Here is a 22,244-nt window from a genome sequence, read left to right on the forward strand (position 1 = left end):
TAGTCTCCCGGTCCGACACAAAATCGCTGGGGGCACAAGACCTAGCGAGTGGCAGGCGCCGAGCCGCCCGCCGCGCCGAGGTTGAACGTGATGGCGCCGGCCGCGATCGCGGCGAGGACCAGAAGCACGATCCCCCAGAAGATCAACCGGTCCGCCGGTGTCGGCGACTTCCACGCCCCCGCGATCCGCGTCGAGACCGGCACCGTCTCGGGCACCACCTGCGTGACGGCCTCGGCCGGATCGGCGGCGGCCGGGTCCGCGACGGCCGGCGCCGGGGTGCGGACCGGCAGCGCCCGCAGGAGGATCAAGGTCGCGCCGGCGAGCACGAGCAGCACTCCGAGCACAGTGATGATAACGGCAATCCAGTCACGCATCGCGAATCTCCCAGATAGCACCGGACAGGACCGACGCTCGCGAAACCGGACGAAACGACCTTCGGGGTGGCGGCGCGTCGGCGCATCGCCAGGCTAGGAGATCCACGCAGGTCACGCCAGAGCCCCCGGCGGCGTGACGGCCGGTGAAATTTACAGTCGAAACCCCGGTAGCGAAACCTGGCCGCAATCTCGTGTTGACAGTACGGAAACCGTGTATGACGCTCCGGTATGGAAGCGCTCCCAAAATCGACGCCTTGCTATCCGAGGAGGTCGCGATGTCGATTACCGCCGCTGCCGAACACCCCACCCTTGCCCACGTCGCCGCGCTCGCCGGTGTATCTTCCGCCACCGCCTCCCGCGTGCTCAACGGCTCCGCCCGAGTCAGCCCCACCGCCCGCCAGCAGGTCCGTGACGCCGTTGACCGGCTCGGCTACGTCCGACAGCGCGCCGCCCGCGCCGTCGACCGTCGCCCCCGCTCGGTCGCCGCCGTGGTCTGCGAGCCCAACGCACGACTGTTCGCCGATCCGTTCTACTCCCGTGTCCTCGCCGGCGCCAGTGCGGCGTTCGCCGAGCGGGACATGCCCATGCTGCTCGCCGCCGGGGAACGACCGGCGTCACTGCAGCGGTACCTCAGCAGCGGCCACATCGACGGGGTCCTGCTGATCTACTGCCGCAGCAGCCATCCCCTGGTCGTGACGCTGCCGGCGCTCGGCGTGCCGGTCACGCTCATCGGCCGGCCGCTGCAGACCAGCACCCTGCCGTATGTCGACGCGGACAACCGCGGCGGCGCCCGGCAGGCCGTCGAGCACCTGGCCCGCACCGGCCGCCGGCGCATCGTCACGATCGCCGGCCCGCCGGACGTGTCCGCGGGCGTCGACCGGCTGGCCGGGTTCCGGGAGGGCCTGGAGCGGGCCGGGCTGGAGCCGGGCCCGATCGCCTACGGCGACTTCACCCGGCCGGCCGGCGTGCACGCCATGACGCGGCTGCTGGACCACCGGCCGACCCTCGACGCGGTGTTCGCCGCGTCGGACCTGATGGCCGTCGGGGCGCTGCACGCGCTGCGGCAGGCGGGGCGGCGGGTGCCGGAGGACGTCGCCGTCATCGGCTTCGACGACCTGCCGCTCGCGGCGTTCACCCAGCCGCCGCTCACCACGATCAAGCAACCGGTCGAGGAGATCGGCGCCGCGGCGGCCCGCCAGCTGCTCGCGCTCATGAACGGCGAGCAGCCGGAGGCGTCCCCGGTGCTGCCCACGACCCTGGTGCGGCGGCAGTCGGCATGACCGGCCCGCAGCGGGCCACGGCCGGCGTGCATCCAAACGGTGCCGCGCCGACGAACAGAAGGGTATGCGACAGCTACTGGAGGCGGCCCGGTCCTTGGACACCGGCACGGTCGCGCGCACCGTCCGGGAGCTGATGGAGGCGCGTGGCGTGATGGAGGTCTGGACCGGGGTGTGCGTCCCGGCGCTGCACGAGGTGACAGGGGACGTCGCCGTCGAGCACGCGCTGAGCCAGGGCGTCGCACACGGTCTGGACCTCGTCAGCGCGCCGCGCCACGACGACATCAGGACCAACCACGTCCTGCTGGCGTGCGCGCCCCGCGAGGCACACTCGCTGCCGCTGCGCGCCCTGGCCGCGGCCCTGTTCGAGCGGCGCATCGGCACCTTCCTGCTCGGCGCGGAGGTGCCGTGGAGCGCGCTGCGGGCCGCGGTGCGGCGCACGGTGCCCGGCACCGCGATCGTGTGGTCGCAGCAGCCGGGCACCGCCGACCCGGCCTCGCTGCTCGCCCTCGCCGACCGGTTCCCGGGCACCCGGTTCGCCGCGGCCGGGCCCGGCTGGGACCCCGTGCCGGCCGGGCTGGCCCACCTCACCTCGATCGAGGTCGCTGTTTCCGCCTGTGTACCGGTAGCCGCCGGTCGGGCTCCCGACGCGCAGTGGTCCTCCTGACACGAACCCGCTAGCGTGCCGGGCATGATCGAGGTGGGCCCGCCCGCGTACACCGGGAAGCGCAGGGCCGGCATCGACGGTCAGCCACGCTTCGTGTTCGCCGCGGTGCTCGTCGTCGTCGCGCTGGTGGTCGTGCTGCTGCGGGTCCTGACCGGCGGCGCCCCGCAGCCGGAGGACCGCCTGTCGGCCGAGCCGCCGGGCCCCCTCGTGCCGACCGGCCGGGCCGCCACTGCCGCCACGACCGGGCCGGCGAGCCCCGCCGGTTCCGCCGGTCCCAGGCCGGGCCACAGCGCGTCGCCGTCGGCGTCACCGGCCGCGTCCGCCGCGCCGTCCACGTCCGTGTCCGCGCCGGCGCCGGCCCAAAGTTCGCCGTCGGCGCCCGGCTCGCCGAGCGCCACCGGTACCGCGGCGACATCCATCGAGGCGGAGGCGGCGGCGAACCGCAGGCCCAGCCAGATGACCGTGCGGGAGGTCTCGACCGCCTCCGGCGGCCGGGCCGTCACCGGCATCGGCAACAACCGGACCCTGACGTTCACGGGCGTCACCGCCCAGCGGGCCGGCGAGGTCACGCTCACCGTCGGCTACCTGTCCACCGAGGACCGCTCCTGCTGGCTGCGCGCCGGGCGCGGCAACTGGCAGCAGGTCCGTTTCCCGTCCAGCGGCGCGTGGGACCGGGTCGCGACCGTCACGCTCACCGTGCGCCTCGAGGCGGGCCAGAACACGATCGAGGCCGGGAACACCACCGGCAGATGGTGCCCCGACCTCGATCGCATCACCGTTGCCCCCCGCTGACCACCCCAGCCGCGGCAACATGTTGATGTGCAACGTTTGGCGTGACCGTGCGCCGGGTGGACCATCCAGGGAGGCTTCCGGTTTTGTCCGGCGCCGGTCACATCCCAAATACTGCGGGGCGGACCTGAGTCGCACCCGTAATCGCGCTGGGAAGTTCCTGGTAATAGGGTCGCCGCCATGGCGTTCTTCGACCTGCCCCTCGCCGAGCTGCGGCAGTACCGCTGCGCGACGCCCGAGCCCGCCGACTTCGACGCGTTCTGGGCCGCGACCCTCGACGAGGCGCGCGAGCTGGCCGCGCCGGCCGTCCTGACCCCGGTCGACACCGGTCTGCGGGCGGTCGACACCACCGACGTGACGTTCACCGGGTTCGGCGGCCAGCCGGTCAAGGCGTGGCTCAACCGTCCCGCCGGCGCCGAGGGCCCGCTCCCGGTCGTCGTGGAGTTCATCGGGTACGGCGGCGGCCGCGGCTTCCCGCACGACTGGCTGCTCTGGTCCGCGGCCGGGTACGCGCACCTGGTGATGGACACGCGCGGCCAGGGCGGCGGCTGGCGGGCCGGCGACACCCCGGACCCGGACGGCTCGGGGCCGCAGTCGCCGGGCTTCCTGACCCGCGGCGTGCTGGACCCGAAGACGTACTACTACCGCCGCCTGATCACCGACGCGGCGCGGGCCGTGGAGACCGCCCGGGCGCTGCCGTTCGCGTCGCAGGTGCTGGTCAGCGGGATCAGCCAGGGTGGCGGCCTGGCCCTCGCCGCGGCCGGCCTGACCGAGGTCGACGGCGTCGTGGCGGGCGTGCCGTTCCTGTGCGACATCCGCCGCGCGGTGACGATCACCGACCGGACGCCCTACGCCGAGTTCGCCGCCTTCTGCCGGCTGGACCCGGCCCGGGCCGCCCGCGCCCTGTCCACCGTGGACTACGTGGACGGGGTGCACTTCGCCGCCCGCGTCACGGCCCCGGCGCTGCTGTCGGCGGCCCTGATGGACCTGACGTGCCCGCCGTCGACGGTGTTCGCGGCGTACCACGCGCTGCGCGGCCCGAAGGAGCTGGAGCTGTACGAGTGGGACGGCCACGACGGCGGCCAGGGCCACTTCTCCGCCCGCTCGGTCACCTTCGCCAACACCCTGCTGGGCCGCTGAGCCGGCGTCCGGCCGGGCAGGCGGGGTCAGGCCACGCGCAGTGACTGGCCGAGGGTCTCCACGACGTCGCCGCGGTGCAGCTGCCGGCCGCGGCGGGTGTCGACCTCGCCGTTGACGGTCACCTCGCCGTAGGCGATGAGGTCCTTGCCCTCCCCGCCGGTCTCCAGCACGTCGGCGAGCTTCAGGAACTGACCCAGCCGGATCATGTCCCCACGGATCTGGACGTCTCTCATCGGGCATGCTCCAGCAGCGTCAGCATCTCGGGCAGGTTGAAGAAGCGGGCCGTGTCCAGCGCCGACTGGGCGCCCGCGGCGGGGTCCGCGCCGGCCGCCAGCAGCGCCCGCACCGACGCCTCCGACCGGCGGAAGACGGCCGCGGCGAGCGCGGTCTGGCCCCGGTCGTTGACCCGGCCGGCGTCCGCGCCGCGGGCCAGCAGCGCCTCGACCACCGGCGGATGGTCGTGGTACGCGGCCAGGATCAGCAGCGTGTCGCCCTTGTCGTTGGTCAGGTTCACCGGCAGCCCGGCGTCGACGCTGGCCGCCAGCTCGCCGGCGTCGCCCGCGCGGGCCAGGTCGAACATGCGGTGCGCGAAGTCGAGGACGTCGGCGTCGATCGGTTCACTCACGCCAGCAGCGTAGCTGTCGGGCAGCCGACCGCCGGGCGCCGAACCCGCACCCGCCGCCCGCCGTGTCACCGGGCAACGCTGCGAACAAGGAGACCCGAACATGCGCAAGCTCGTCCTGACCATCGCGGTGGCCGCCGCGGCCGCCCTGTCGCTGAGCGCCTGCGACTCGATCGACCTGACCAAGCAGGGCCAGGCCGCGCAGGCGCCCGCGGCGGCCGACGGCACCGAGGCCGCCGCCGCGCAGACCAGCGCCGCCGCGCAGCCGTCGGCCGCCGCGAGCGTGACCGGGGTGAAGGTCCACGAGGACGCCACGCTCGGCAAGGTGGTGACCGACTGGAAGGGCTGGACCCTGTACCGCTTCGAGAAGGACACCCCGAAGCCGCCGAAGTCCAACTGCGAGGCGGACTGCCTGACCAAGTGGCCCTACGTCCCGTACGTCGAGAACATGAAGATCGAAGGCGTCGACCAGAAGCTGATCGGCAAGGTCACCCGCAGCGACGGCGCGCTGCAGCTGACCATCAACAGCTGGCCCGCGTACCGGTTCGCCGGCGACACGAAGGTCGGCGAGACCAAGGGCCAGGGCGTGGGCGGCGTGTGGTTCGCCTTCACGCCCGAGGGGAAGAAGGCCCAGGCCGTGACCGGGGACAGCGGCAACGGCGGGTACTGAACCCCTCCGCACCGCGGCGGCGCCGGCTCCACCCCCCTTGGGAGCCGGCGCCGCCGTGTTGTGCGGATCTCGTGACGAGGGCCGCTGCGCCGCTCCGGAGGGTCCTACGCTGCGGGCATGACCACACGGCGCAAGATCCGCGTCTGGCTCGTACTCTTCCTCATCGGCCTGGTGGCCAGCGGCGTGACCGCGTTCCCCCTGGAGCACGAGGTGCACTGGCTGCGGTCGCTGCTCGACCGCTCCGGCGCCGCGCCCGACGCCCTCGTCGCGTGGATCGACCGGGTCGACCAGGGCATCACGGAGACCAACGACCGCTATCCGTTCATCATGTACGGCACCGACTGGCTGGCCTTCGCGCACCTGGTGATCGCCGTCGCGTTCTGGGGGCCGCTGCGGGACCCGGTGCGCAACATCTGGGTGATCGAGTTCGGGATGATCGCGTGCGTCGGCGTGGTGCCGCTGGCGCTGTTCGCCGGGCCGGTGCGGGGCATCCCCGGCTGGTGGACGGTGCTGGACATCTCCTTCGGCGTGTTCGGCATCGTGCCGCTGCTCGTCGTCCGGCGGCTGGTCAAGCGCCTGGAGCGGGAGGAGCGGCAGGACGACAACCAGCTTGCTCCCGAAAAAGCGTTGCCGACCCTCGGCGGCCGTGGCTAGGTTGGTCGTACACGGGAAAGGAGGTGGTCCAACGTTGTGTAGCAATGGGACTCGTGAGGTGACTGTCCGCTAGCCGCCGTCCTCTGGACTCGCATTTCGTGCGGCCGCCCGGATGGCGGCACGGCGAATACGAGGCAGTTTCCCAGCCCCCGAGGCTTTCCGGTGTCAGTCCAGCCGGCCCGCGCGCAGCCAGCGCAGGAACCTCGGGGGCTGTTCCATATCCTGGTGCGCATGATCTCCGCCGACCGTCTGCGCGGCCATGTCGCCGCCCTCGTCGCGCACGGGCCGCGCTGCGGCGACCTGCCCGGCGTGCCCGCCGCGCTGCGGTACATCACCGACGAGCTCAGCGGGCTGGGCCTGGTGGTGCGGGTCGAGCGGTATGGCGGCGAGCTGCACGACGTGAACCTCGTCGCGGAGATCGAGGGCGGCACGTCCGACGACGCGGTCGAGCTGGTGGCGCACTGGGACACCGTGGAGGGCACCCCCGGCGCCGACGACAACGCCAGCGGCGTGGCCGGCGTCCTGGAGGCCGCCCGGGCGCTGCGCGACCTGGACCTGCCGGCCCGCACGATCCGCTTCTGCCTGTTCGGCGGCGAGGAGGACGGGTTCCGGGGCAGCACCGCCCACGTCCGGCAGATCACCCCCGACACCGAGTCGATCGTGTTCGAGATGATCGGGCGGACGTCCGCGACGCAGTCGGCGCCGTCGTTCCTGCTGGACCCGCCGACGGTCGGCGACTTCATCGCGCTGATCGCCGACACCGCCTCGGCCGGCCTCGCCGACGCGTTCGCGTCCGCCGCCGGCCCGCACCTGCCGACGTTCCCGCTGGTCATGCCGACCGAGGCGATGGAGGTCGTGCTGCGCAGCGACCACGTGCCGTACTGGTCGACCGGGCGCCGGTCGCTGCTGGTCACCGACACCGCCGAGTTCCGCGTCCCGGAGTACCACGAGGCGACCGACACCCTCGACCGGCTCGACCTGGACTTCGCGGCCAAGGTGACCGCCGCCGCCGTCCGGACCGTCACCCGCCTGGCCGGCTGAACCCCGGCAAGATAGTGATTCAGATCACTGCCGTCTGGGCATGGGTCGGGCATGGAGCGCGACAAGACCCGATACCTGTACCTGGCGGTGATCGTCGCCGTGGCCGCCGGCATCGCCGTGGGGCTGCTCTGGCCGGACGCCGCCAAGGAGCTCAAACCCATCGGTGACGGCTTCGTCAACCTGATCAAGATGATGATCAGCCCGATCATCTTCTGCACGATCGTGCTGGGCATCGGCTCGATCCGCCAGGCGGCGAAGGTCGGCCGGGTCGGTGGGCTCGCGCTGGGCTACTTCCTGGTGATGTCGACCGTCGCCCTGGCGATCGGCCTGCTGGTCGGCAACCTGATCCACCCGGGTGCCGGTCTCGACCTCACCGACGCCGCCCGGGCGGCCGGGGACAAGGCCGCGGGCTCGGCGCCGAAGGGCACCGTCGAGTTCCTCCTCAGCGTCATCCCCGCCACCCTGTTCTCGTCGCTGACCAGCGGGTCGGTGCTGCAGACCCTGCTCGTCGCGCTCCTGGTCGGCTTCGCGGTGCAGACGATGCCGTACGGCGACCGCGTCCTGCGCGGCGTCTCCCTGCTGCAACGGCTGGTGTTCCGGATCCTGGCGATGATCATGTGGGTGGCGCCGGTCGGCGCGTTCGGCGCGATCGCGGCCGTGGTCGGCGCGACCGGCTGGAAGGCCCTCGCCGGCCTGGCGCAGATCATGCTCGGCTTCTACGCCACCTGCCTGATCTTCGTGCTGCTCGTCCTGGGCCCGCTGCTGCGGATCGTCACCGGGCTGAACCTGCTCAAGCTGCTGCGGTACCTCGCCCGGGAGTTCCTGCTCATCCTCTCGACCTCCTCGTCGGAGTCGGCGCTGCCGCGGCTGATCGCGAAGATGGAGCACGCGGGGGTGTCCCGGGCGGTGGTCGGGATCACGGTGCCGACCGGGTACTCGTTCAACCTCGACGGCACGGCGATCTACCTGACGATGGCGTCGCTGTTCATCGCCGACGCGCTCAACCAGCCGCTGTCGCTCGCGCAGCAGGTGTCGCTGCTGGTGTTCATGATCGTGGCGTCGAAGGGCGCGGCCGGAGTGACCGGCGCGGGCCTGGCGACCCTGGCCGGCGGCCTGCAGGCGCACCGGCCGGCGCTCGCCGACGGGGTCGGGCTGATCGTGGGCATCGACCGGTTCATGTCCGAGGCCCGGGCGCTGACCAACTTCGCCGGCAACGCGGTCGCGACGCTGCTGGTCGGCGCGTGGTCCGGCGAGCTGGACCGGGGCCGGGCGGCGCTGGTGCTCGACGGCGGCGACCCGTTCGACGAGCGCAGCATGCTGCCCGACAGCGACGAGGAGGACGCGGCCGCCAACCGGGCCGACGCCGCTGACGGGGACGGCCCGGATGCCGGCGGGCCGGACACCGCGGCGCCGGCCGGCGCGGCGGTCGCCGGCGGCGCGCCGGGTGGCGACGCGCGGGCGGGGGCGCCGAAGCGCGTGTGACAGCATCCCTTGGTGAGCTCGACGCCCATCCGGCTGCTGATCGCCGACGACCAGGCACTCGTCCGCGGCGCCCTCGCCGCGCTGCTGGACCTGGAGCCCGACCTGACGGTGGTGGCCGAGGTCGGGCGCGGCGACGAGGTCGTCGCGGCGGCCCGCGAGCACCGGCCCGACGTGGCCCTGCTCGACGTGGAGATGCCCGGCATCGACGGCATCACCGCGGCCGCCGCGCTGCGCAAGGCGATGCCGGGCTGCAAGGTGCTGATGGTGACCACGTTCGGCCGGCCGGGATACCTGCGCCGGGCGATGGCGGCCGGGGCGTCCGGCTTCGTGGTCAAGGACACCCCGGCGCGGCAGCTCGCCGACGCCGTGCGGCGCATCGCCGCCGGGCTGCGGGTGGTCGACCCGACCCTGGCCGCGGAGACCCTCGCCAGCGGCGACAGCCCGCTGACCCCGCGGGAGGCCGACGTGCTGCGCGCGGCCCGGGAAGGCGGCACGGCCGCCGACGTCGCCGGGCAGCTCGGCCTGTCCGAGGGCACGGTGCGCAACCATCTGTCGTCGGCGATCGGCAAGACCGGCGCCAGGACCCGGGCCGAGGCGGTACGTCTCGCCGACGAGAACGGTTGGTTGTAAGGAGCAACCAGTAGGGTGGTCGCATGACGGCACTTCTGGCGAGCGGTCGCGACGCGGATGTCTACGCGCTCGACGAGCGGCGGGTGCTGCGGCGCTACCGGCTCGGCGGCGACGTGACCGCGGAGGCGTCCGTCATGCGGTATGTCGCCGACCACGGTTACCCGGTCCCGCGCGTGTACGAGGCGAGCGGCGCCGACCTGATCCTGGAGCGGCTGGACGGCCCGACGATGCTGCAGGCCCTCGCCGACGGCTCGCTCGACCTCCGCGACGGCGGGACCGTCCTGGCGGACCTGCTCGAGCGGCTGCACAAGGTCCGCGTGCGCGCCGCGAAGGACCCCGGCACCCGGATCCTGCACCTCGACCTGCACCCGGAGAACGTGGTGATGACCGAGGGCGGACCGGTCGTCATCGACTGGCGCAACAGCACCGAGGGGCCGCCGGAGCTGGACGTGGCGATGAGCGCCCTGATCGTCGCCCAGGTCGCGATCGAGCCGGGGCACGCGTTCGCGGAGCAGGCCGAGGTGTTCCTCGACGTGCTGCTGTCGTGCACCCGCGACAACCCGCTGTCCCAGCTGGAGGCCGCGGTGCGCCGCCGGGCCGCCGACCCGGCGCTGACCCCGGCGGAGCAGTCGCACCTGCACGAGGCGGCGATCCTCGTCACCACCATCTGCCGCGCCCACCACTGACCGCGCCCACCACTGACCGCGCCCACCACTGACCGCGCCCACCACTGACCGCGCCCACCACTGACCGCGCCCACCACTGACCGCGCCCGCGCCGGAACTCTTCGTCCGGCAGGTCGACATCGGCGTCGCCGAGATGGACGTCGCCGTCGGCGACCAGTTGAGCACCACCCGCGTCGTGGTCGAGCACGCCACCGCGACCGACGGCCGCGGCGGCCCCGACCGGCAGCTGCTGCTCGTGTACGGCGCCGAGGAGACCCCCGCGGTCGCCGAGGCCCTGCTCCGCGCCGCCGAGACGGCGACCGCACCCTAGAGCGCCGGAGACCTCGACCACACGTATATTGTTGAGCGCTCAACTACTTGCTACATTCGATGCATGACACCACTGCCCGAGCTGGACCGACACCTCGCCACCGCGATCCCGGCCAGCCGGGATCAGCGCATCTGGACGCCCGAAGACGGCGCCCTGCCCAGCATCTACCTCAGCCACGGCGCACCGCCGCTGCTGGAGGACGGCCCGTGGATGCGGGAGCTGTTCGACTGGGCCGCCGGCCTGCCCAAGCCGAAGGCCGTCCTCATCGTCAGTGCCCACTGGGAGTCCGCGCCGCTGAGCCTTTCCAGCTCAGCGGCCGGCACCCCGCTGGTCTACGACTTCGGCGGGTTCGCCCCGCACTTCTACCAGTTGCGGTACGCCACCCCCGACGCGTCCGACCTCGCCCGGCGGGTCGCCGCCGCGATGCCGGACTCCGAGCCGGTGCACGAGCACCGCAGCCGCGGCCTCGACCACGGCGCCTGGGTGCCGCTGATGGTGATGTACCCGCTCGGCGACGTCCCCGTGCTGCAGCTGAGCCTGCCGACCCACGACCCGGACCGGCTGCTGGAGCTGGGCCGGCGGCTGCGCCCGCTGCGCGAGGAGGGCGTGCTCGTCATCGGCTCCGGGTTCATGACGCACGGCCTGCCGTTCCTGCGTCGCGAGCACTGGCTCGGCGCCGGCGGCCCGCCCGGCTGGTCCACCGACTTCGACGCCTGGGCCGCCGAGGCGCTCGCCAAGGGCGACGTCGACACCCTGTCCAGGTACGCGAGCCAGGCGCCGGGCATGCCGTTCGCCCACCCGACGGCCGAGCACTACACGCCGCTGTTCGTCACGCTCGGCGCCGCCGACCGGCCCGACGCGCCTGCCGGCTCGGTGATTGACGGCTACTTCATGGGCCTGTCGAAACGATCGGTGCAGGCGGACGCTACCGTCTAGCCCGTGGCCTACTTGATCTCCGTCAACGCCGGCACCCCGACCCCGACCGAGCACTCCAGCGTCCCGATGACCGGCATCGACAAGCGCCCCGTCGACGGCCCGGTCCTCGTGCTGGTGCCCGGTCCGGAGGGCACCGCGCCGACCGGGATCGCCGGCGACGTGGTGTGCGACGTCCGCGTGCACGGCGGCCCGGACAAGGCGGTCTACGCGTACGCGCGGGAAGACCTCGACCGGTGGGCGGCCGAGCTCGGCCGGGAGCTGTCCGGCGGGATCTTCGGGGAGAACCTGACCACGTCCGGGCTGGACGTCACCGGCGCCCGGATCGGCGAGCGCTGGCGCGTCGGCGGCGAGGTGCTGCTGGAGGTGGCCTCGCCGCGGATCCCGTGCCGCACGTTCGCGGCCTGGCTCGGCGAGGCCGGCTGGATGCGCCGCTTCACCGAGCGGGCGGAGCCCGGCGCCTACCTGCGCGTGCTGCGCACCGGCTCGATCCGGGCCGGCGACCCGGTCGAGGTGGTGCACAGCCCGGCGCACGACGTGACGATCGGGTTGGCGTTCCGGGCGCTCACGGCCGAGCCGGAGCTGCTGCCGCGGCTGCTGGCCGCGGACGAGCTGCCCGAGCGCACCAAGGAGAAGGTGCGGGCCAGGATCAGCCGGTAGGCAGCACCAGGGCGTACGCCCGGGGGAAGCCCAGCCGCGGGATCCGGTGCTGCTGGATCTCCTCGATCGCGACCTCCCGCACCTGCCCGGATCCCGGCTCGAAGCAGCGCAGCACGGTCTCCTGCGGGTGCGCGGTGATCAGCACCCAGTGCCGCGGCACGCCCTTGCCGACGAGCATCGCGACCGGCCAGCCGGTGTCCACCGCGGCGCACACGTCGGCGAGGTGGTCCCGGCGGCCGCGGAAGAGCCGCCAGCCGTACCGGGTGCCGAGCTCGGCGGCGTGCGCGGTGATGGTCGCGGCGACGCCCCACGGGGTGGTGCCGAGCTTGCGCGGCCAGATCCGGTTCGCGGCTGCGTGGATGCGGTGCTGCTCGGCGCCGTAGTCGGCGACGCCGTCGGCGTACGCGGGGTCCAGCAGCGCCGACGCCACCATGGCGACGGTGGGTCCACAGGTGAACCCGTCGGTCTGCCGGACCCCGGTCCGCAGTTCGGCGGCGGTGAAATCGACACCCCAGGCAAGCATGCCCAGAGATTAGACCGCCGCGTCAGACCGCGCGAGCGACGGCGATCTTCGTACTGGAGCGCTGGCCCGCCTCGTAGAACATGTACTGGACACCGCCGTCGGTGCCGAACGACGGCGCGGCGGAGCGGTTGTTGTCGGGCGCGCCGGACAGCGCGGCGTGGAAGACGCCGAGGTGGATCTCCTTGTCGAAGTTGTTGCCCACCTCGGTGAGGAACATGTCGCCGGAGCTGCCGTGGTAGACGACGTAGGTGGTGTTGTTGCGGTACAGCAGGTGCGGGCCACTCAGGTCGCTCTGCCCGTCGGCGGCGGGCGAGACGAGCGGGTTGGGGTCGAACTGCCAGGACTTGCCGTCGTTGGACCAGCCCCAGAAGATCCGCCGGCCGCTCTTGAGGCCCATGAAGACCATGACGTAGGTGTTGCCGAGCCCGGCGATGCGGTGCTCGAACACCCGCGCGTAGGTGGTCTCGCTGGTGCCCGGCACCATCGCGGTGGTCAGCACGGTGCCGTAGTAGGTGAAGTGGATGCCGTCGCTGGAGATGGCGAGGCGGGTCGTGGTGTTCTCGCCGTGGTAGTACATGAAGAACTGCCGGGTCGCGGCGTTCCACAGCACGTGCGGCGACGAGACGTGGCTGACCGAGTAGTACGGCGACCAGGTGCGGCTGATGATCGGGTTCGCCGGGTACTCGGTGAACGGGCCGGACAGCGAGTTGCCGTAGGCGAGGCAGATCCCGCCGGGCGCGTCGTGCGGCGCGTAGTAGAGGTAGTAGCGGCCGCGGGCCCCGCTGATCTTGTCGTACATGCCGCGGATGCAGGGGAAGATGAGCTCCCCGGTGGGGTTGTAGGCCAGGCTCGCGGGCAGCGGCTGACCGAGGTACGCGTAGGTGGGGAAGCCCGCGGGGACGGCGGCGTGGGCGGCCTGCGGGGCGATGCTGGGGATGGCGAGTGCGCCGGCCACACCGGCGGCACCGACCAGCACCTGGCGGCGGTTTACAGGTGACATGTGACCGAGTCTCGGCAACACCACACCCGGAGCACAAGAGGGTAATACGTATTATCCACCAGAGCCCTCAACCGCACCCGGACCGCTGCCGATAACCAACCCGTGGAGACGTGGGTCGCCAGGCGGCCGTGGCTGGCCTGGTCGCTGGTCGGTGGCCTGGGCGCGGCCGCCTGCCCGCTGCTGCCCGCCGCCACCTACGCCACCGACCTCGGCGTCGAGCTCATCGGCCTCACCGCGGTCACGATGGTGCTGGTCGGCGTGCGGCGCAACCGGCCGCCGCGGCCGGCGCTGTGGTACTGGTTCGCCGGCGGCCTCGGCATGCTGATCCTCGGTGACGTCACCTGGGCCGTCCACCAGCACGTGCTGGGGCGCACCCCGTTCCCCTCGCTCGCCGACGTGTGCTACCTCGGCGCGAACCCGCTGCTGGCGGCCGGGCTGTGGCTGCTGATGCGCCGGCACGGCCGGGACGTCGCCGGGCTGATCGACGCATCCATCGCCGCCGCCGGCGCCGGCCTGCTGTTCTGGGTGTTCCTGATGCGGCCGGTCGCCGAGGCCGCCGACCTGCCGCTGCCGGCCCGGCTGTGCTCGCTGGCGTACCCGTCGGCGGACGTGCTGCTGCTGGTGCTGCTGGCGCGGCTGCTGGCCGGGCGGGCCGCGAAGACCGCCGGCTTCCGGCTGCTGGCGGCCGGCATGACGCTGATGTTCGGCACCGACGTGGCGTACTCGCTGGTCTCGGCCCACGACATCGTCGCCGGCGGGTATCTCGTCGCGGGGCGGCTACTGTCGTACGTGTGCCTCGGCGCCGCCGCGCTGCACCCGTCGATGCGCGAGCTGGACGAGCCGACCGGCGCGCCCGACACCGCGCTGTCCAGGCGCCGGCTGACGGTGCTGGCGGTCACCTCGCTCATCGCGCCGGCGCTGCTGCTGGTGCAGGGCGCCCTCGGCGGCGACATCGACTGGCTCGCCATCGGGCTGGTCTCGGTGGTGGTGTTCCTGCTGGTGGTGGTCCGCATCGCCGGGCTGGTCGGCAAGGTGCAGGACCAGGCGGACCAGCTCAGCGAGCTGGTCATGCGCGACGACCTGACCGGCCTGCCGAACCGGCGGTACCTGGAGGAGCTGATCCGCGACGAGCTCGACGCCGGCGCCGCCCCGCCGCAGGTCGCGTTCATCGACCTCGACGACTTCAAGCGGATCAACGACGGGCTCGGCCACGCCGTCGGCGACCAGCTGCTCACCGCCGTCGGCAAGCGGCTGTGCGGGGCGCTGCGCCCCGGCGACGTCGTGGCCCGCCTCGGCGGCGACGAGTTCGCCGTCCTCATGCCCGCCACCGGCGCGGCGGCCGCCGACGCGATGGTCGCCGAGCTGGCCGCCGCGCTGCAGGATCCGGTGTTCGCCGGCGACCAGCACCTGCTCGTGCAGGCGAGCATCGGCGTCACCGACGCCGCCGGCACCCGCGACCCGTTCGAGGTGCTGCGCCGCGCCGACGTCGCGATGTACGCGGCGAAGGAGGACAAGGCCCGCCAGCAGCGCTTCCGGCCCGAGCTCGACGAGCGTGCCTCGGCGCACGCCCAGCTCGGCGCGCAGCTGCGCGAGGCCCTCGACCAGGGGCAGTTCCAGCTGGTGTACCAGCCGATCGTGGCCCTGCCGCACGGCCGGATCGTCGGCGTGGAGGCGCTCATCCGCTGGCACCATCCGACGCTGGGCTTCATGAGCCCGGCCGACTTCATCCCGGTCGCCGAGCAGAACGGGCAGATCGTCGAGCTCGGCGCCTGGATCCTGCTGGAGGCGTGCTCCCAGGGCGCGGCATGGCTGACCACGCTCGGCGACGCGGCGCCCGGCAAGGTGTCGGTCAACGTCTCGGCCCGGCAGCTCGCCGAGCCCGACTTCCCGGAGGTGGTCGCCGCGGTCCTGGCCGCGACCGGGTTCCCCGCGGACCGCCTGGCGATCGAGGTGACGGAGACGGCGGTCTTCGGCGGCGGCCGGGCGATCGAGGCCCTCGACGCCGTGCACCAGCTCGGCGTGCGGATCGCGCTGGACGACTTCGGCACCGGCCACTCGTCGCTGGGGCTGCTGCAGACCTGCCCCGTCGACATCCTCAAGGTCGACAAGTCGTTCGTCGACGACATCACGATGGCGGGGCGGCACTCGGTGATCGCCACCGCGCTCATCAACGTCAGCGACGGGCTGAACCTCGACGCGATCGCCGAGGGCGTGGAGACCGCCGAGCAGGCGCGGGAGCTCTACCGCCTCGGGTACCGCTTCGCGCAGGGGTACCACTTCGGCCGCCCGGTCGCGCAGCCCTCCTTCGCCCTGGCGTCCGCCGCGGCGTAGCTACGCGGCAGTGCGCTGCTGGCGGGGCAGGGACCGGGCGGCCGTCCCCGGCAGGACCACGCAGGTGCGGCAGCGGGCCTCGTAGGTGTACGTGCCGTCGTCGGGCAGCGCGGTCGACGGGGCCAGCTCCCGCAGCATCGGCTCGCCGTGCTCGAGGACCTGCGTGTAGACGGCGCTGAACCCGCGGCACACGTCGCAGACCGCCCGCCGGTAGGTCACCGACTCCGGGCCCAGCTCCAGCAGCGCCCGCACCGGCGCGAACAGCTCACCGCGGTGGTCCAGGTCGATGCCGGCGGCGACGACCCTGGTGCCGCGCTCCAGCAGGGTCCGCACGACCGCCATGTCCGCCATCGCGAACATGTGCACCTCGTCGATGCCGACCACGTCGACGTCCTCGTCGAGCGCGGCGGCGAGGGAGCTCGCCTTCACGGTCGCGAGCGCGGCGCCGCTGCGCGACACGACCCCCGCGTCGCGCACGTGCCGGGCGCTCTGGAACACCTTGTGCCGCACGTCGGTGAACTGCAGCGGCGACAGCAGGCTCACCAGCTCGAGGGACTTGCCACTCTTCATCGGCCCGAGGATGACGGTCAGATCCACGGCGGTCAGGCTACCGCGTTGACCAGCGTCGCTCGCACAGGTGTCCGAGCTGCGACCCGCGCCACGGCACCTCCCGCCCACCGCCGGAGCGGGCCACCGGGTCAGGAGCCGGCGAGGGCGAGGTCGGCGCCGGTGCGGATGCCGGGGCCCGCCAGGGTGCTCAGGTTGCCGTCGGCGTCGGCGTGCACGACCCGGGTGCTCGCGTGGTACCGGATGCTGAGGTTCTCCGCGAAGTGCCGCCCGTTGAGCAGGCCACCGGCCGCCATCACGGTGCCGATGTCCAGCGCCCAGTAGCGGTGCCCCTGGTGCCCGTCGCGGTAGTGCACGGCGACCTCGCCGGACAGGTAGGCGTCGTACACGATGCGCACGCCGAGGTTCATGCCGAGCGCGACCACCTCGTCGCCGGGGCGCCCCGGCGGCAGGTCGACGCTCGCGGACTCGATCGTGGCGGTGCCCCACGCGTGGCCGTACTCCATGGCGCCGCCGCCGGCCGGGAACGCGATCGAGTACCGGACCGGGGCGGTCGGGCTGACCCCGTCCGCCGGCGACCACACGTGGGTGGCGGTGCACATCAGCCGGGCGCCGTCCTCGGTCAGCGGCAGGCTCACCGGCATCGAGCCGACACCGGTGACGGAGGCGCTCTGCACGACCAGGGTCGTGGTGACCGGGCACCAGTCGTGCGAGCGGTGCAGGAACCCGTCGAGCTGCGCCAGGTCCGGCGGCTCGCCCAGGCAGGCCGCGACCGCCTCGGCCAGCGCCTCCCCGGACAGGCCGAACAGCTCCGTCTCCGCCTCGGTGACCGGATGGTGGTCGGCGCCGGTCGCGTTGACGCTGGACGAGGCGTAACACAGCCCCGCGATGATCGACAGCTCGATGCCCATGACCGGCCCCCTGGGTTGTAACGCCTCCGTTACGAAGCGTCCCACCCGTTTCGGGGGCACCGGTCGGGAATGCTAAAACCGCACCGAAGAGGGGGTCAGCGACTGCAGCCGCGGCGCCGCCTCCGCCTGCTGCGTCGCCCGCAGGCTGGCCTGCAGGGTGGCACTGAACGCCTCGTCGTCCAGGCTCCGCTTGGAGGACGCGGCCAGGTCCGCCGCCGCGGCGGTCTCCTGCTCGAGGGTCGAGGCCTGCTGGTAGGCGCGGAACAGCCGGTCCCGCACGAGCCTGCGCAGCCGCAGCTGCTGGGCGAACGGGTGCTCGGTCGGGTCCCACCCGTTGCGGTGCATGAGCGCGTCGGCGAGGTGCGCCGCGGAGATCTCCCCCCGCTGGTGCGCGGCGTTGACCATCCGGACCAGATGCTGCCGCCGGGTCGCCGGGTCGTCCTCCGGCAGCGGGAACGCGTTGGCCCGCTCCAGCCGCCGCACCGCCTGCTCGGCCTCCTCGTACGCCCGCCACGCCGCGTCCCGCGTGCGCTGCGCCGCCTCCCACTCCTCGCGCCGCCGGGCCGCCACCACCGAGGTGCGGGACGCCGCGACGGCCAGCTCGTCCCGGTACCGCTGCAGCTCACGCACCTCGGCCTCGCGCTGCTCGAGCGCGAGCCGGCGCTCCCGGGCCGCCTCCGGGTCCCGGACCGCCTTGCGCAGCCTGACCCACCACGACGGCCCGCGCGGCGCGTCCTGGCGCTTCGAGAGGAACGAGAGGATGGCGAACGTGATCACGACGGCGGCGAGCAGCGCGGCCCAGATGGCCAGCGCCTCCCGCATGCCGTGGGCAAGGTCCTGCAGGGCGGCGTCCATGGATGCACCTCGAGGGGGGATCGAGCGGCGAGAGGGGGTCTGCGTCTCAGGCCGAGGTGCGGGGCGGGGCGCGTCCGGCGGCCACGCCCACGGTGACACCGTCAGGAACGACAACAGCAGCGGCCACGGTACGACCAGTGCCCGCAACGGCGCGCGGATACACCGGCTCGGCCCGAAGCCCCACCGCCACGTCCACGACCACCGGCGAGCTGACCCGCACCGCCCCCACCGGCACCGCGGCGACGGCCGTCACCGGGCGATCCACAGTGGACGGCGGCAGCGCCGGGCTGAACCCGGCACCCAGGATCAGCGCGCACAGCGCGAGCACGAACCGCCGCACGCCACGCCGCACCCGGCTGGCTGGCGTAACGACGTACATGACTCAAACATGCCCCTTCGGGGTGAAGGTCGCAACCGGGGGTGACCCGTCACACTCCCCCGCATCGCGCGGCCCCGCGCCGCCGGCTCCCGCCGACCGGTCACCACCAGGAGGTCATGCGCCGTTCGGCCAGCGCGTGGTGGTCAGCAGCGTGGTCTTGCTGATGGGTGGTAGGCCGTCGTCGAGGCCGCGGAGGCGCTGGTAGATGTCGCGCATCTTCGCCCGGTCCGGGATATGTACCGTCGCCACCGCCTTCTCCAGAACGGTGAGTGTGCTGGCCAGGCTGATCGAGCCCACACCCCTGCCGCCGGCCCGCAGCCGCCGTAGACGGTGGATCTCGCCGGTGGCGGCCCGGGCACCAGGCCCGTCGTCGATCAGCACGACAACGCTGGCACCAGCCTCCGCGGCTACGACCGCATGGGCGACCACCATGGTTTCGCCCAGGTCTTTGGAGCGCTCCAGGCGTTCGGCCATGGGCTGCTGGGTTAGCCGGTGCACGACCCTGGCGAGCTCTGGCGTCACATCGTCGGAAAGGACTTGGATCCAGTGTGGGGTCAGCCTTTTCCAAGCCGTCGCAGCCGGACGGAAGCGCTGATCCTGGGCAGCCTTTCGCAGCACCTCGGCCTCTACAGTGGCAGGAGCGCTGAGCCGGCCCAACGAGGCGATGAGAAGCCGCTCCTGGTTGATCGACAAGAAGTTCAGGCCAGGCCCGGCATCGATGATGGGCCGCTGGGTCATCCCGCGTCCAGCTCCGATGCTGCCTCATGGGCATCCTCTGGCACCCGCAACGCGTCCTCCAGCGCACTCAGATCGACCCGGGCGTCAGGTAGCTCATCGGGATCCGCCCAGGTGACCGCCTGCTGCGCGGGAAAGATACCGGCCTCGCGCAGCTCGGCCAACACTTGCGCGGCAGTGATGCCCTGCAAGGTGGCGATCGTCTGCGCGGAGACGACCCCCTCGGTGTAGCCACGGATGGCGCGGGCCAGCAGCCGCTGCGGCGCCCGCCGCTGGTCGGTTTCGGACTGGAGCATGCGGTACTGGTCGCCCCAGCCGAACCGCACGGCGAGCTGGGGAGCCGTCACGGACATCCAGTCGCGTTTGGTGTCGGCGTCTATGTACTCCGCCTGCTCGAGAGCAATGGCAGCGATCTGCGGCGACACCAGGAACCACTGCACGACAGCCGACAGTGTGGCCAGGTTGATCTGGTGCGTGCCGGCAAGCAAAGCCTTCAGCCCGTCGACCGGCACCAGAAGATGCCGGGCGAAGGCGTTGGCCCGGCTCTCCGTCGGTGACGGCGCGCTCCAGTCGCAGGTGGTGTTGTCCGCCCAGTCGCCGAACACGACGTGAGCGAGCTCGTGAGCAAGGGTGCTGCGCTGCCGCATCGGATGGCGGGTCCGGGCCACGCCGATGAACACCGCTCCGCGCTTCGGGTCCCGCATCGTCAAGCCGTGTTCATCGGGTCCCACATCGAGCACGGCCACGTCGAGGCCAGCCGAATGCTCGATCAGTGCGACGAGATCACCCAGCGGCTGACCGCCAAGCCGGTGCGCCTCCCGGAACCGCTCGGCTGCTGCACGCCCTTCCACCTCGGCGCTCACCGTCGTCACCGCCGTCACATCGTCGCCGGGACGGCCTGCTCGTCCAGGTAGTCGTCCAATTCGAGGAAGTGCAGCAGCGCGTCTCGCATGTCCGCCATGCCTGAGCCGTTGGTGGCCCGAGCCGCGCACTGGGCCCGTTCCGCGACCGAGCTGACCCCGGTCAGCTGAGCCACCGTGCAACCCGTCGCCCACGAAATCGCCACGATCTCCGGGAGTTTCGCCACACGATCGCCGGAAATGATGCGCGACAAGGTGGGTTGCGAAATGCCGGTGGCGTCGGCGAGGGCTCGCTGACTCAGGCCTGCGGCCACCCGCGCCTTCTCCACCAGCGCACCGACGTTGATGCTCGTCATGACCACCGCCCCGCAACTGAATCATGATTGCGTTTCCTGATTCAGTGTACGTGCTCAGACAGATCAGCGCCATGCGTCGACAGCCGGCCCTGATGGCTTGCCACTGATGGCTCCCAATCGAGTAACCGTCCCGAGGCAGACCGTCGACGCCGGAAGAGAGGCTCGAACCTTTGACCCGCACCGCCGGGATCAGTCCTGCTCTAGCGGTCGATGCAAGCGCAGGTCATGAGCGCGCGGCGCCGCTGGCGGATCTTGTCCACGTTGGTTGCGGAGGTCGAGCCTCTGTGAGAGCCGAACCGTGGGCGCGGGCGTTGGCGGAGTCAGCGGCCCGCCACCGTTCGACGGTCCGCACGGCGCTGATGACCGCAAACCAGCGGCCGCAGCCGCGTGGGTTGTACCGTGCGCGGATGCACCGCACCTCGCGCACCCCGGTCGCCCTCGGGCTGAGCGCGGTGGGCCTCGCCGTCCTCGGCCTGGCGGTCCTGCTCTACGGCACCTACCTCGGAGTCCAGCACACTCACGCGCTCCTCCAGGACCTCCACCCTCTCCCCGCTGACGCGCGCGAGACCCTGCTCACCGCCGCCGCGCTCGAGACCATGCTGCCGGCGACCCTGCTGGTGGCGGGGTTGCTGGCGTGCGCGGGGCTGGTGCTGGCGGGCCGGGACGCCGGACGCGCCGCGCTGGTGTGGCTGAGCGGCGTCGGGTCCGTCGTGACCCTGGTGCTGTACGTCAATCGCGGGCGCCTGCTGGGCAGCTGGGATTTCGTCGTGCGGATCGGCCTGCCGGCGTGGGTCGGTGTGCTCGGTGTGCTGGTGGCCATGATCGCGCTGGCCGGGGCGGCGGTCAGCCTCGGCGTCCCGGCTGCCCGTCAGGCGTTCGCGGCGACCGGCTCCGACCAGGCCGGCATCGGGCAGGCGGGCCGGACCGGACCGCCGGCACCGTTGCGGGCGGCCGTGTCACGGTTCGCGGTGGGCGGCGTGCTCGGTCTTGCCGGGCCTGTCTTCACCATCGGCGACAGCCTCCCGGACGTCGACCTGACGGACGTCGTCAGCGCCCCCGGCCTCATCTTCCTGGCCGGCGCCGGCGCGATCGCTGTCGCGGCCACCGGCGCGTGCTGCGCGGCGTGGGCCGCCGGGCGCGGCCGTCCGGACGGGGCGAACATCGCCCGGATCGCCGGGCTGCTCCTGCTGCTCCTGCAGGCGTTGTCCCTGTACTGGGCCACCCGCACCATCGCCACCGGCGTGCGCTACAGCCTCTTCCTCGACAGCGACCTCAAGCTGATCGGCACGCTGATGCTCGTGACCGTCGTGGCCGGCATCGCGGCAACCCTCGGCGGGTTCGCCGGGCTGGCCGACCCGCGCAGCGAGCGGTTCCTGCGACCGGTCAGCCGCCCCACGCATCAGGGCCGGCATTCCTGGACGTCGGCCGACCCACGGCCCGCGGACAACCCGACGCCGGCGGACGACTACACCGTTTCTTAGCCCGTCAAGCCGGCTCACCACGTACCGACGCCGCGACGAGATGAAGATCGACCGTCCCGACCCGTCGGCCCCGGTGCGGTGTTGAGGGGGTGTGGGTGGAGCGAAGCTCCCCCACCGGGGAGCACGGGCGCAGCCCGTGCGCGGGGAACGGTCGAGCGCCACAGCGAAACGGCGCTTCCTGCCCGTGAGCAGGAAGCGCCGTGATCGAACCCGTGGAGACGAGGGGACTCGAACCCCTGACCCCCACACTGCCAGGACTGGACTCACAACAACCGTTGACCTACCAGGACGCTGACCTGCCCATCCAGCCT

Annotated in this window: 27 protein-coding genes; 15 read left to right on the forward strand and 12 right to left on the reverse strand. The window is 72.7% G+C overall.

The genetic code is table 11. The annotated features are described in order from the left end of the window. Positions 1-41 precede the first annotated feature (41 nt). On the reverse strand, positions 42-344 hold the full coding sequence (locus OP18_RS45760; RefSeq protein ID WP_156090250.1) for a hypothetical protein: 303 nt from the start codon (positions 342-344) through the stop codon (positions 42-44). 305 nt (positions 345-649) lie between these two features. Between OP18_RS45760 and OP18_RS45765 the strand changes: the two genes are divergently transcribed. From OP18_RS45765 to OP18_RS45780, 4 genes are all read left to right on the forward strand, one after another. Next, the gene (locus OP18_RS45765; protein WP_033366029.1) at positions 650-1,654 is read left to right on the forward strand and encodes a LacI family DNA-binding transcriptional regulator; all 1,005 of its coding nucleotides are present in this window, start codon (positions 650-652) and stop codon (positions 1,652-1,654) included. Positions 1,655-1,718: 64 nt separating this feature from the next. Beyond that, positions 1,719-2,318 carry a hypothetical protein gene (locus tag OP18_RS45770; RefSeq protein ID WP_033366032.1) on the forward strand — a complete coding sequence of 200 codons (600 nt, stop codon included), beginning with the start codon at positions 1,719-1,721 and terminating at the stop codon, positions 2,316-2,318. 24 nt (positions 2,319-2,342) lie between these two features. Further along, complete coding sequence (locus tag OP18_RS45775; protein ID WP_033366034.1) at positions 2,343-3,110, forward strand: carbohydrate-binding protein; 768 nt, start codon at positions 2,343-2,345, stop codon at positions 3,108-3,110. A 177-nt stretch (positions 3,111-3,287) separates the two neighbouring features. Beyond that, positions 3,288-4,247, forward strand: coding sequence for an acetylxylan esterase (locus OP18_RS45780; protein ID WP_033366037.1), 960 nt, complete (start codon positions 3,288-3,290; stop codon positions 4,245-4,247). Between the two features lie 26 nt (positions 4,248-4,273). Here the strand turns inward: OP18_RS45780 and OP18_RS45785 are convergent, their stop codons facing one another. Continuing rightward, the gene (locus OP18_RS45785; protein WP_033366038.1) at positions 4,274-4,480 is read right to left on the reverse strand and encodes an RNA-binding S4 domain-containing protein; all 207 of its coding nucleotides are present in this window, start codon (positions 4,478-4,480) and stop codon (positions 4,274-4,276) included. Further along, positions 4,477-4,827, reverse strand: coding sequence for an ankyrin repeat domain-containing protein (locus tag OP18_RS45790; protein WP_389254081.1), 351 nt, complete (start codon positions 4,825-4,827; stop codon positions 4,477-4,479). Before OP18_RS45790 ends, OP18_RS45785 begins: the two co-directional genes overlap by 4 nt. 145 nt (positions 4,828-4,972) lie before the next feature. On the opposite strand from OP18_RS45790, the gene OP18_RS45795 reads away from it, so the two are divergent. From OP18_RS45795 to OP18_RS45830, 9 genes are all read left to right on the forward strand, one after another. Continuing rightward, complete coding sequence (locus OP18_RS45795) at positions 4,973-5,539, forward strand: hypothetical protein (protein ID WP_052388337.1); 567 nt, start codon at positions 4,973-4,975, stop codon at positions 5,537-5,539. 117 nt (positions 5,540-5,656) lie between these two features. Further along, a complete protein-coding gene (locus tag OP18_RS45800; RefSeq protein ID WP_063745764.1) occupies positions 5,657-6,193 on the forward strand; it encodes a hypothetical protein in 537 nt (178 codons plus the stop codon). 231 nt (positions 6,194-6,424) lie between these two features. Then, positions 6,425-7,234, forward strand: a complete 810-nt coding sequence (locus tag OP18_RS45805; protein ID WP_052388338.1) for a M20/M25/M40 family metallo-hydrolase — start codon at positions 6,425-6,427, stop codon at positions 7,232-7,234. 51 nt (positions 7,235-7,285) lie between these two features. Further along, positions 7,286-8,716 carry a cation:dicarboxylate symporter family transporter gene (locus OP18_RS45810; protein ID WP_052388339.1) on the forward strand — a complete coding sequence of 477 codons (1,431 nt, stop codon included), beginning with the start codon at positions 7,286-7,288 and terminating at the stop codon, positions 8,714-8,716. Positions 8,717-8,728: 12 nt separating this feature from the next. After that, entirely contained in the window at positions 8,729-9,346 is a 618-nt protein-coding gene (locus tag OP18_RS45815; protein ID WP_245635762.1) for a response regulator transcription factor, read from the forward strand. 23 nt (positions 9,347-9,369) lie between these two features. Continuing rightward, positions 9,370-10,032 (forward strand): phosphotransferase, encoded by a 663-nt coding sequence (locus tag OP18_RS45820; RefSeq protein WP_033366044.1) that lies wholly within the window; start codon positions 9,370-9,372, stop codon positions 10,030-10,032. A gap of 133 nt (positions 10,033-10,165) precedes the next feature. After that, complete coding sequence (locus OP18_RS58255; RefSeq protein ID WP_156090251.1) at positions 10,166-10,342, forward strand: hypothetical protein; 177 nt, start codon at positions 10,166-10,168, stop codon at positions 10,340-10,342. Between the two features lie 63 nt (positions 10,343-10,405). Continuing rightward, complete coding sequence (locus OP18_RS45825; protein ID WP_052388340.1) at positions 10,406-11,278, forward strand: dioxygenase family protein; 873 nt, start codon at positions 10,406-10,408, stop codon at positions 11,276-11,278. 66 nt (positions 11,279-11,344) lie between these two features. Continuing rightward, the gene (locus tag OP18_RS45830) at positions 11,345-11,935 is read left to right on the forward strand and encodes an MOSC domain-containing protein (protein ID WP_052388347.1); all 591 of its coding nucleotides are present in this window, start codon (positions 11,345-11,347) and stop codon (positions 11,933-11,935) included. Here the strand turns inward: OP18_RS45830 and OP18_RS45835 are convergent. After that, positions 11,925-12,458, reverse strand: a complete 534-nt coding sequence (locus OP18_RS45835) for a hypothetical protein (protein WP_033366050.1) — start codon at positions 12,456-12,458, stop codon at positions 11,925-11,927. The two genes, OP18_RS45830 and OP18_RS45835, sit on opposite strands and share 11 nt — an antisense overlap. 22 nt (positions 12,459-12,480) lie before the next feature. Beyond that, on the reverse strand, positions 12,481-13,458 hold the full coding sequence (locus tag OP18_RS45840) for a glycoside hydrolase family protein (protein WP_033366054.1): 978 nt from the start codon (positions 13,456-13,458) through the stop codon (positions 12,481-12,483). A gap of 102 nt (positions 13,459-13,560) precedes the next feature. On the opposite strand from OP18_RS45840, the gene OP18_RS45845 reads away from it, so the two are divergent. Beyond that, positions 13,561-15,789 (forward strand): putative bifunctional diguanylate cyclase/phosphodiesterase, encoded by a 2,229-nt coding sequence (locus OP18_RS45845; protein ID WP_052388341.1) that lies wholly within the window; start codon positions 13,561-13,563, stop codon positions 15,787-15,789. Here the strand turns inward: OP18_RS45845 and OP18_RS45850 are convergent, their stop codons facing one another. The 7 genes from OP18_RS45850 to OP18_RS45880 form a co-directional block, all read right to left on the reverse strand. After that, positions 15,790-16,386, reverse strand: a complete 597-nt coding sequence (locus OP18_RS45850; RefSeq protein ID WP_052388342.1) for a thymidine kinase — start codon at positions 16,384-16,386, stop codon at positions 15,790-15,792. A 101-nt stretch (positions 16,387-16,487) separates the two neighbouring features. Then, positions 16,488-17,267, reverse strand: coding sequence for a hypothetical protein (locus tag OP18_RS45855; RefSeq protein WP_033366057.1), 780 nt, complete (start codon positions 17,265-17,267; stop codon positions 16,488-16,490). 72 nt (positions 17,268-17,339) lie between these two features. Beyond that, complete coding sequence (locus OP18_RS45860) at positions 17,340-18,122, reverse strand: hypothetical protein (protein WP_052388343.1); 783 nt, start codon at positions 18,120-18,122, stop codon at positions 17,340-17,342. Positions 18,123-18,168: 46 nt separating this feature from the next. Continuing rightward, positions 18,169-18,462, reverse strand: coding sequence for a hypothetical protein (locus OP18_RS45865; RefSeq protein ID WP_156090252.1), 294 nt, complete (start codon positions 18,460-18,462; stop codon positions 18,169-18,171). 153 nt (positions 18,463-18,615) lie between these two features. After that, positions 18,616-19,239 (reverse strand): PIN domain-containing protein, encoded by a 624-nt coding sequence (locus tag OP18_RS45870; RefSeq protein WP_033366063.1) that lies wholly within the window; start codon positions 19,237-19,239, stop codon positions 18,616-18,618. Beyond that, on the reverse strand, positions 19,236-20,099 hold the full coding sequence (locus OP18_RS45875) for an ImmA/IrrE family metallo-endopeptidase (protein ID WP_033366140.1): 864 nt from the start codon (positions 20,097-20,099) through the stop codon (positions 19,236-19,238). Before OP18_RS45875 ends, OP18_RS45870 begins: the two co-directional genes overlap by 4 nt. A 14-nt stretch (positions 20,100-20,113) precedes the next feature. After that, positions 20,114-20,452, reverse strand: a complete 339-nt coding sequence (locus tag OP18_RS45880; RefSeq protein ID WP_033366143.1) for a helix-turn-helix domain-containing protein — start codon at positions 20,450-20,452, stop codon at positions 20,114-20,116. Positions 20,453-20,859: 407 nt separating this feature from the next. Between OP18_RS45880 and OP18_RS45885 the strand changes: the two genes are divergently transcribed. Next, the gene (locus OP18_RS45885) at positions 20,860-21,933 is read left to right on the forward strand and encodes a hypothetical protein (protein ID WP_033366066.1); all 1,074 of its coding nucleotides are present in this window, start codon (positions 20,860-20,862) and stop codon (positions 21,931-21,933) included. Positions 21,934-22,244 lie beyond the last annotated feature (311 nt).

Source organism: Dactylosporangium aurantiacum (assembly GCF_000716715.1).
In the GTDB taxonomy this organism is placed as follows: domain Bacteria; phylum Actinomycetota; class Actinomycetes; order Mycobacteriales; family Micromonosporaceae; genus Dactylosporangium; species Dactylosporangium aurantiacum.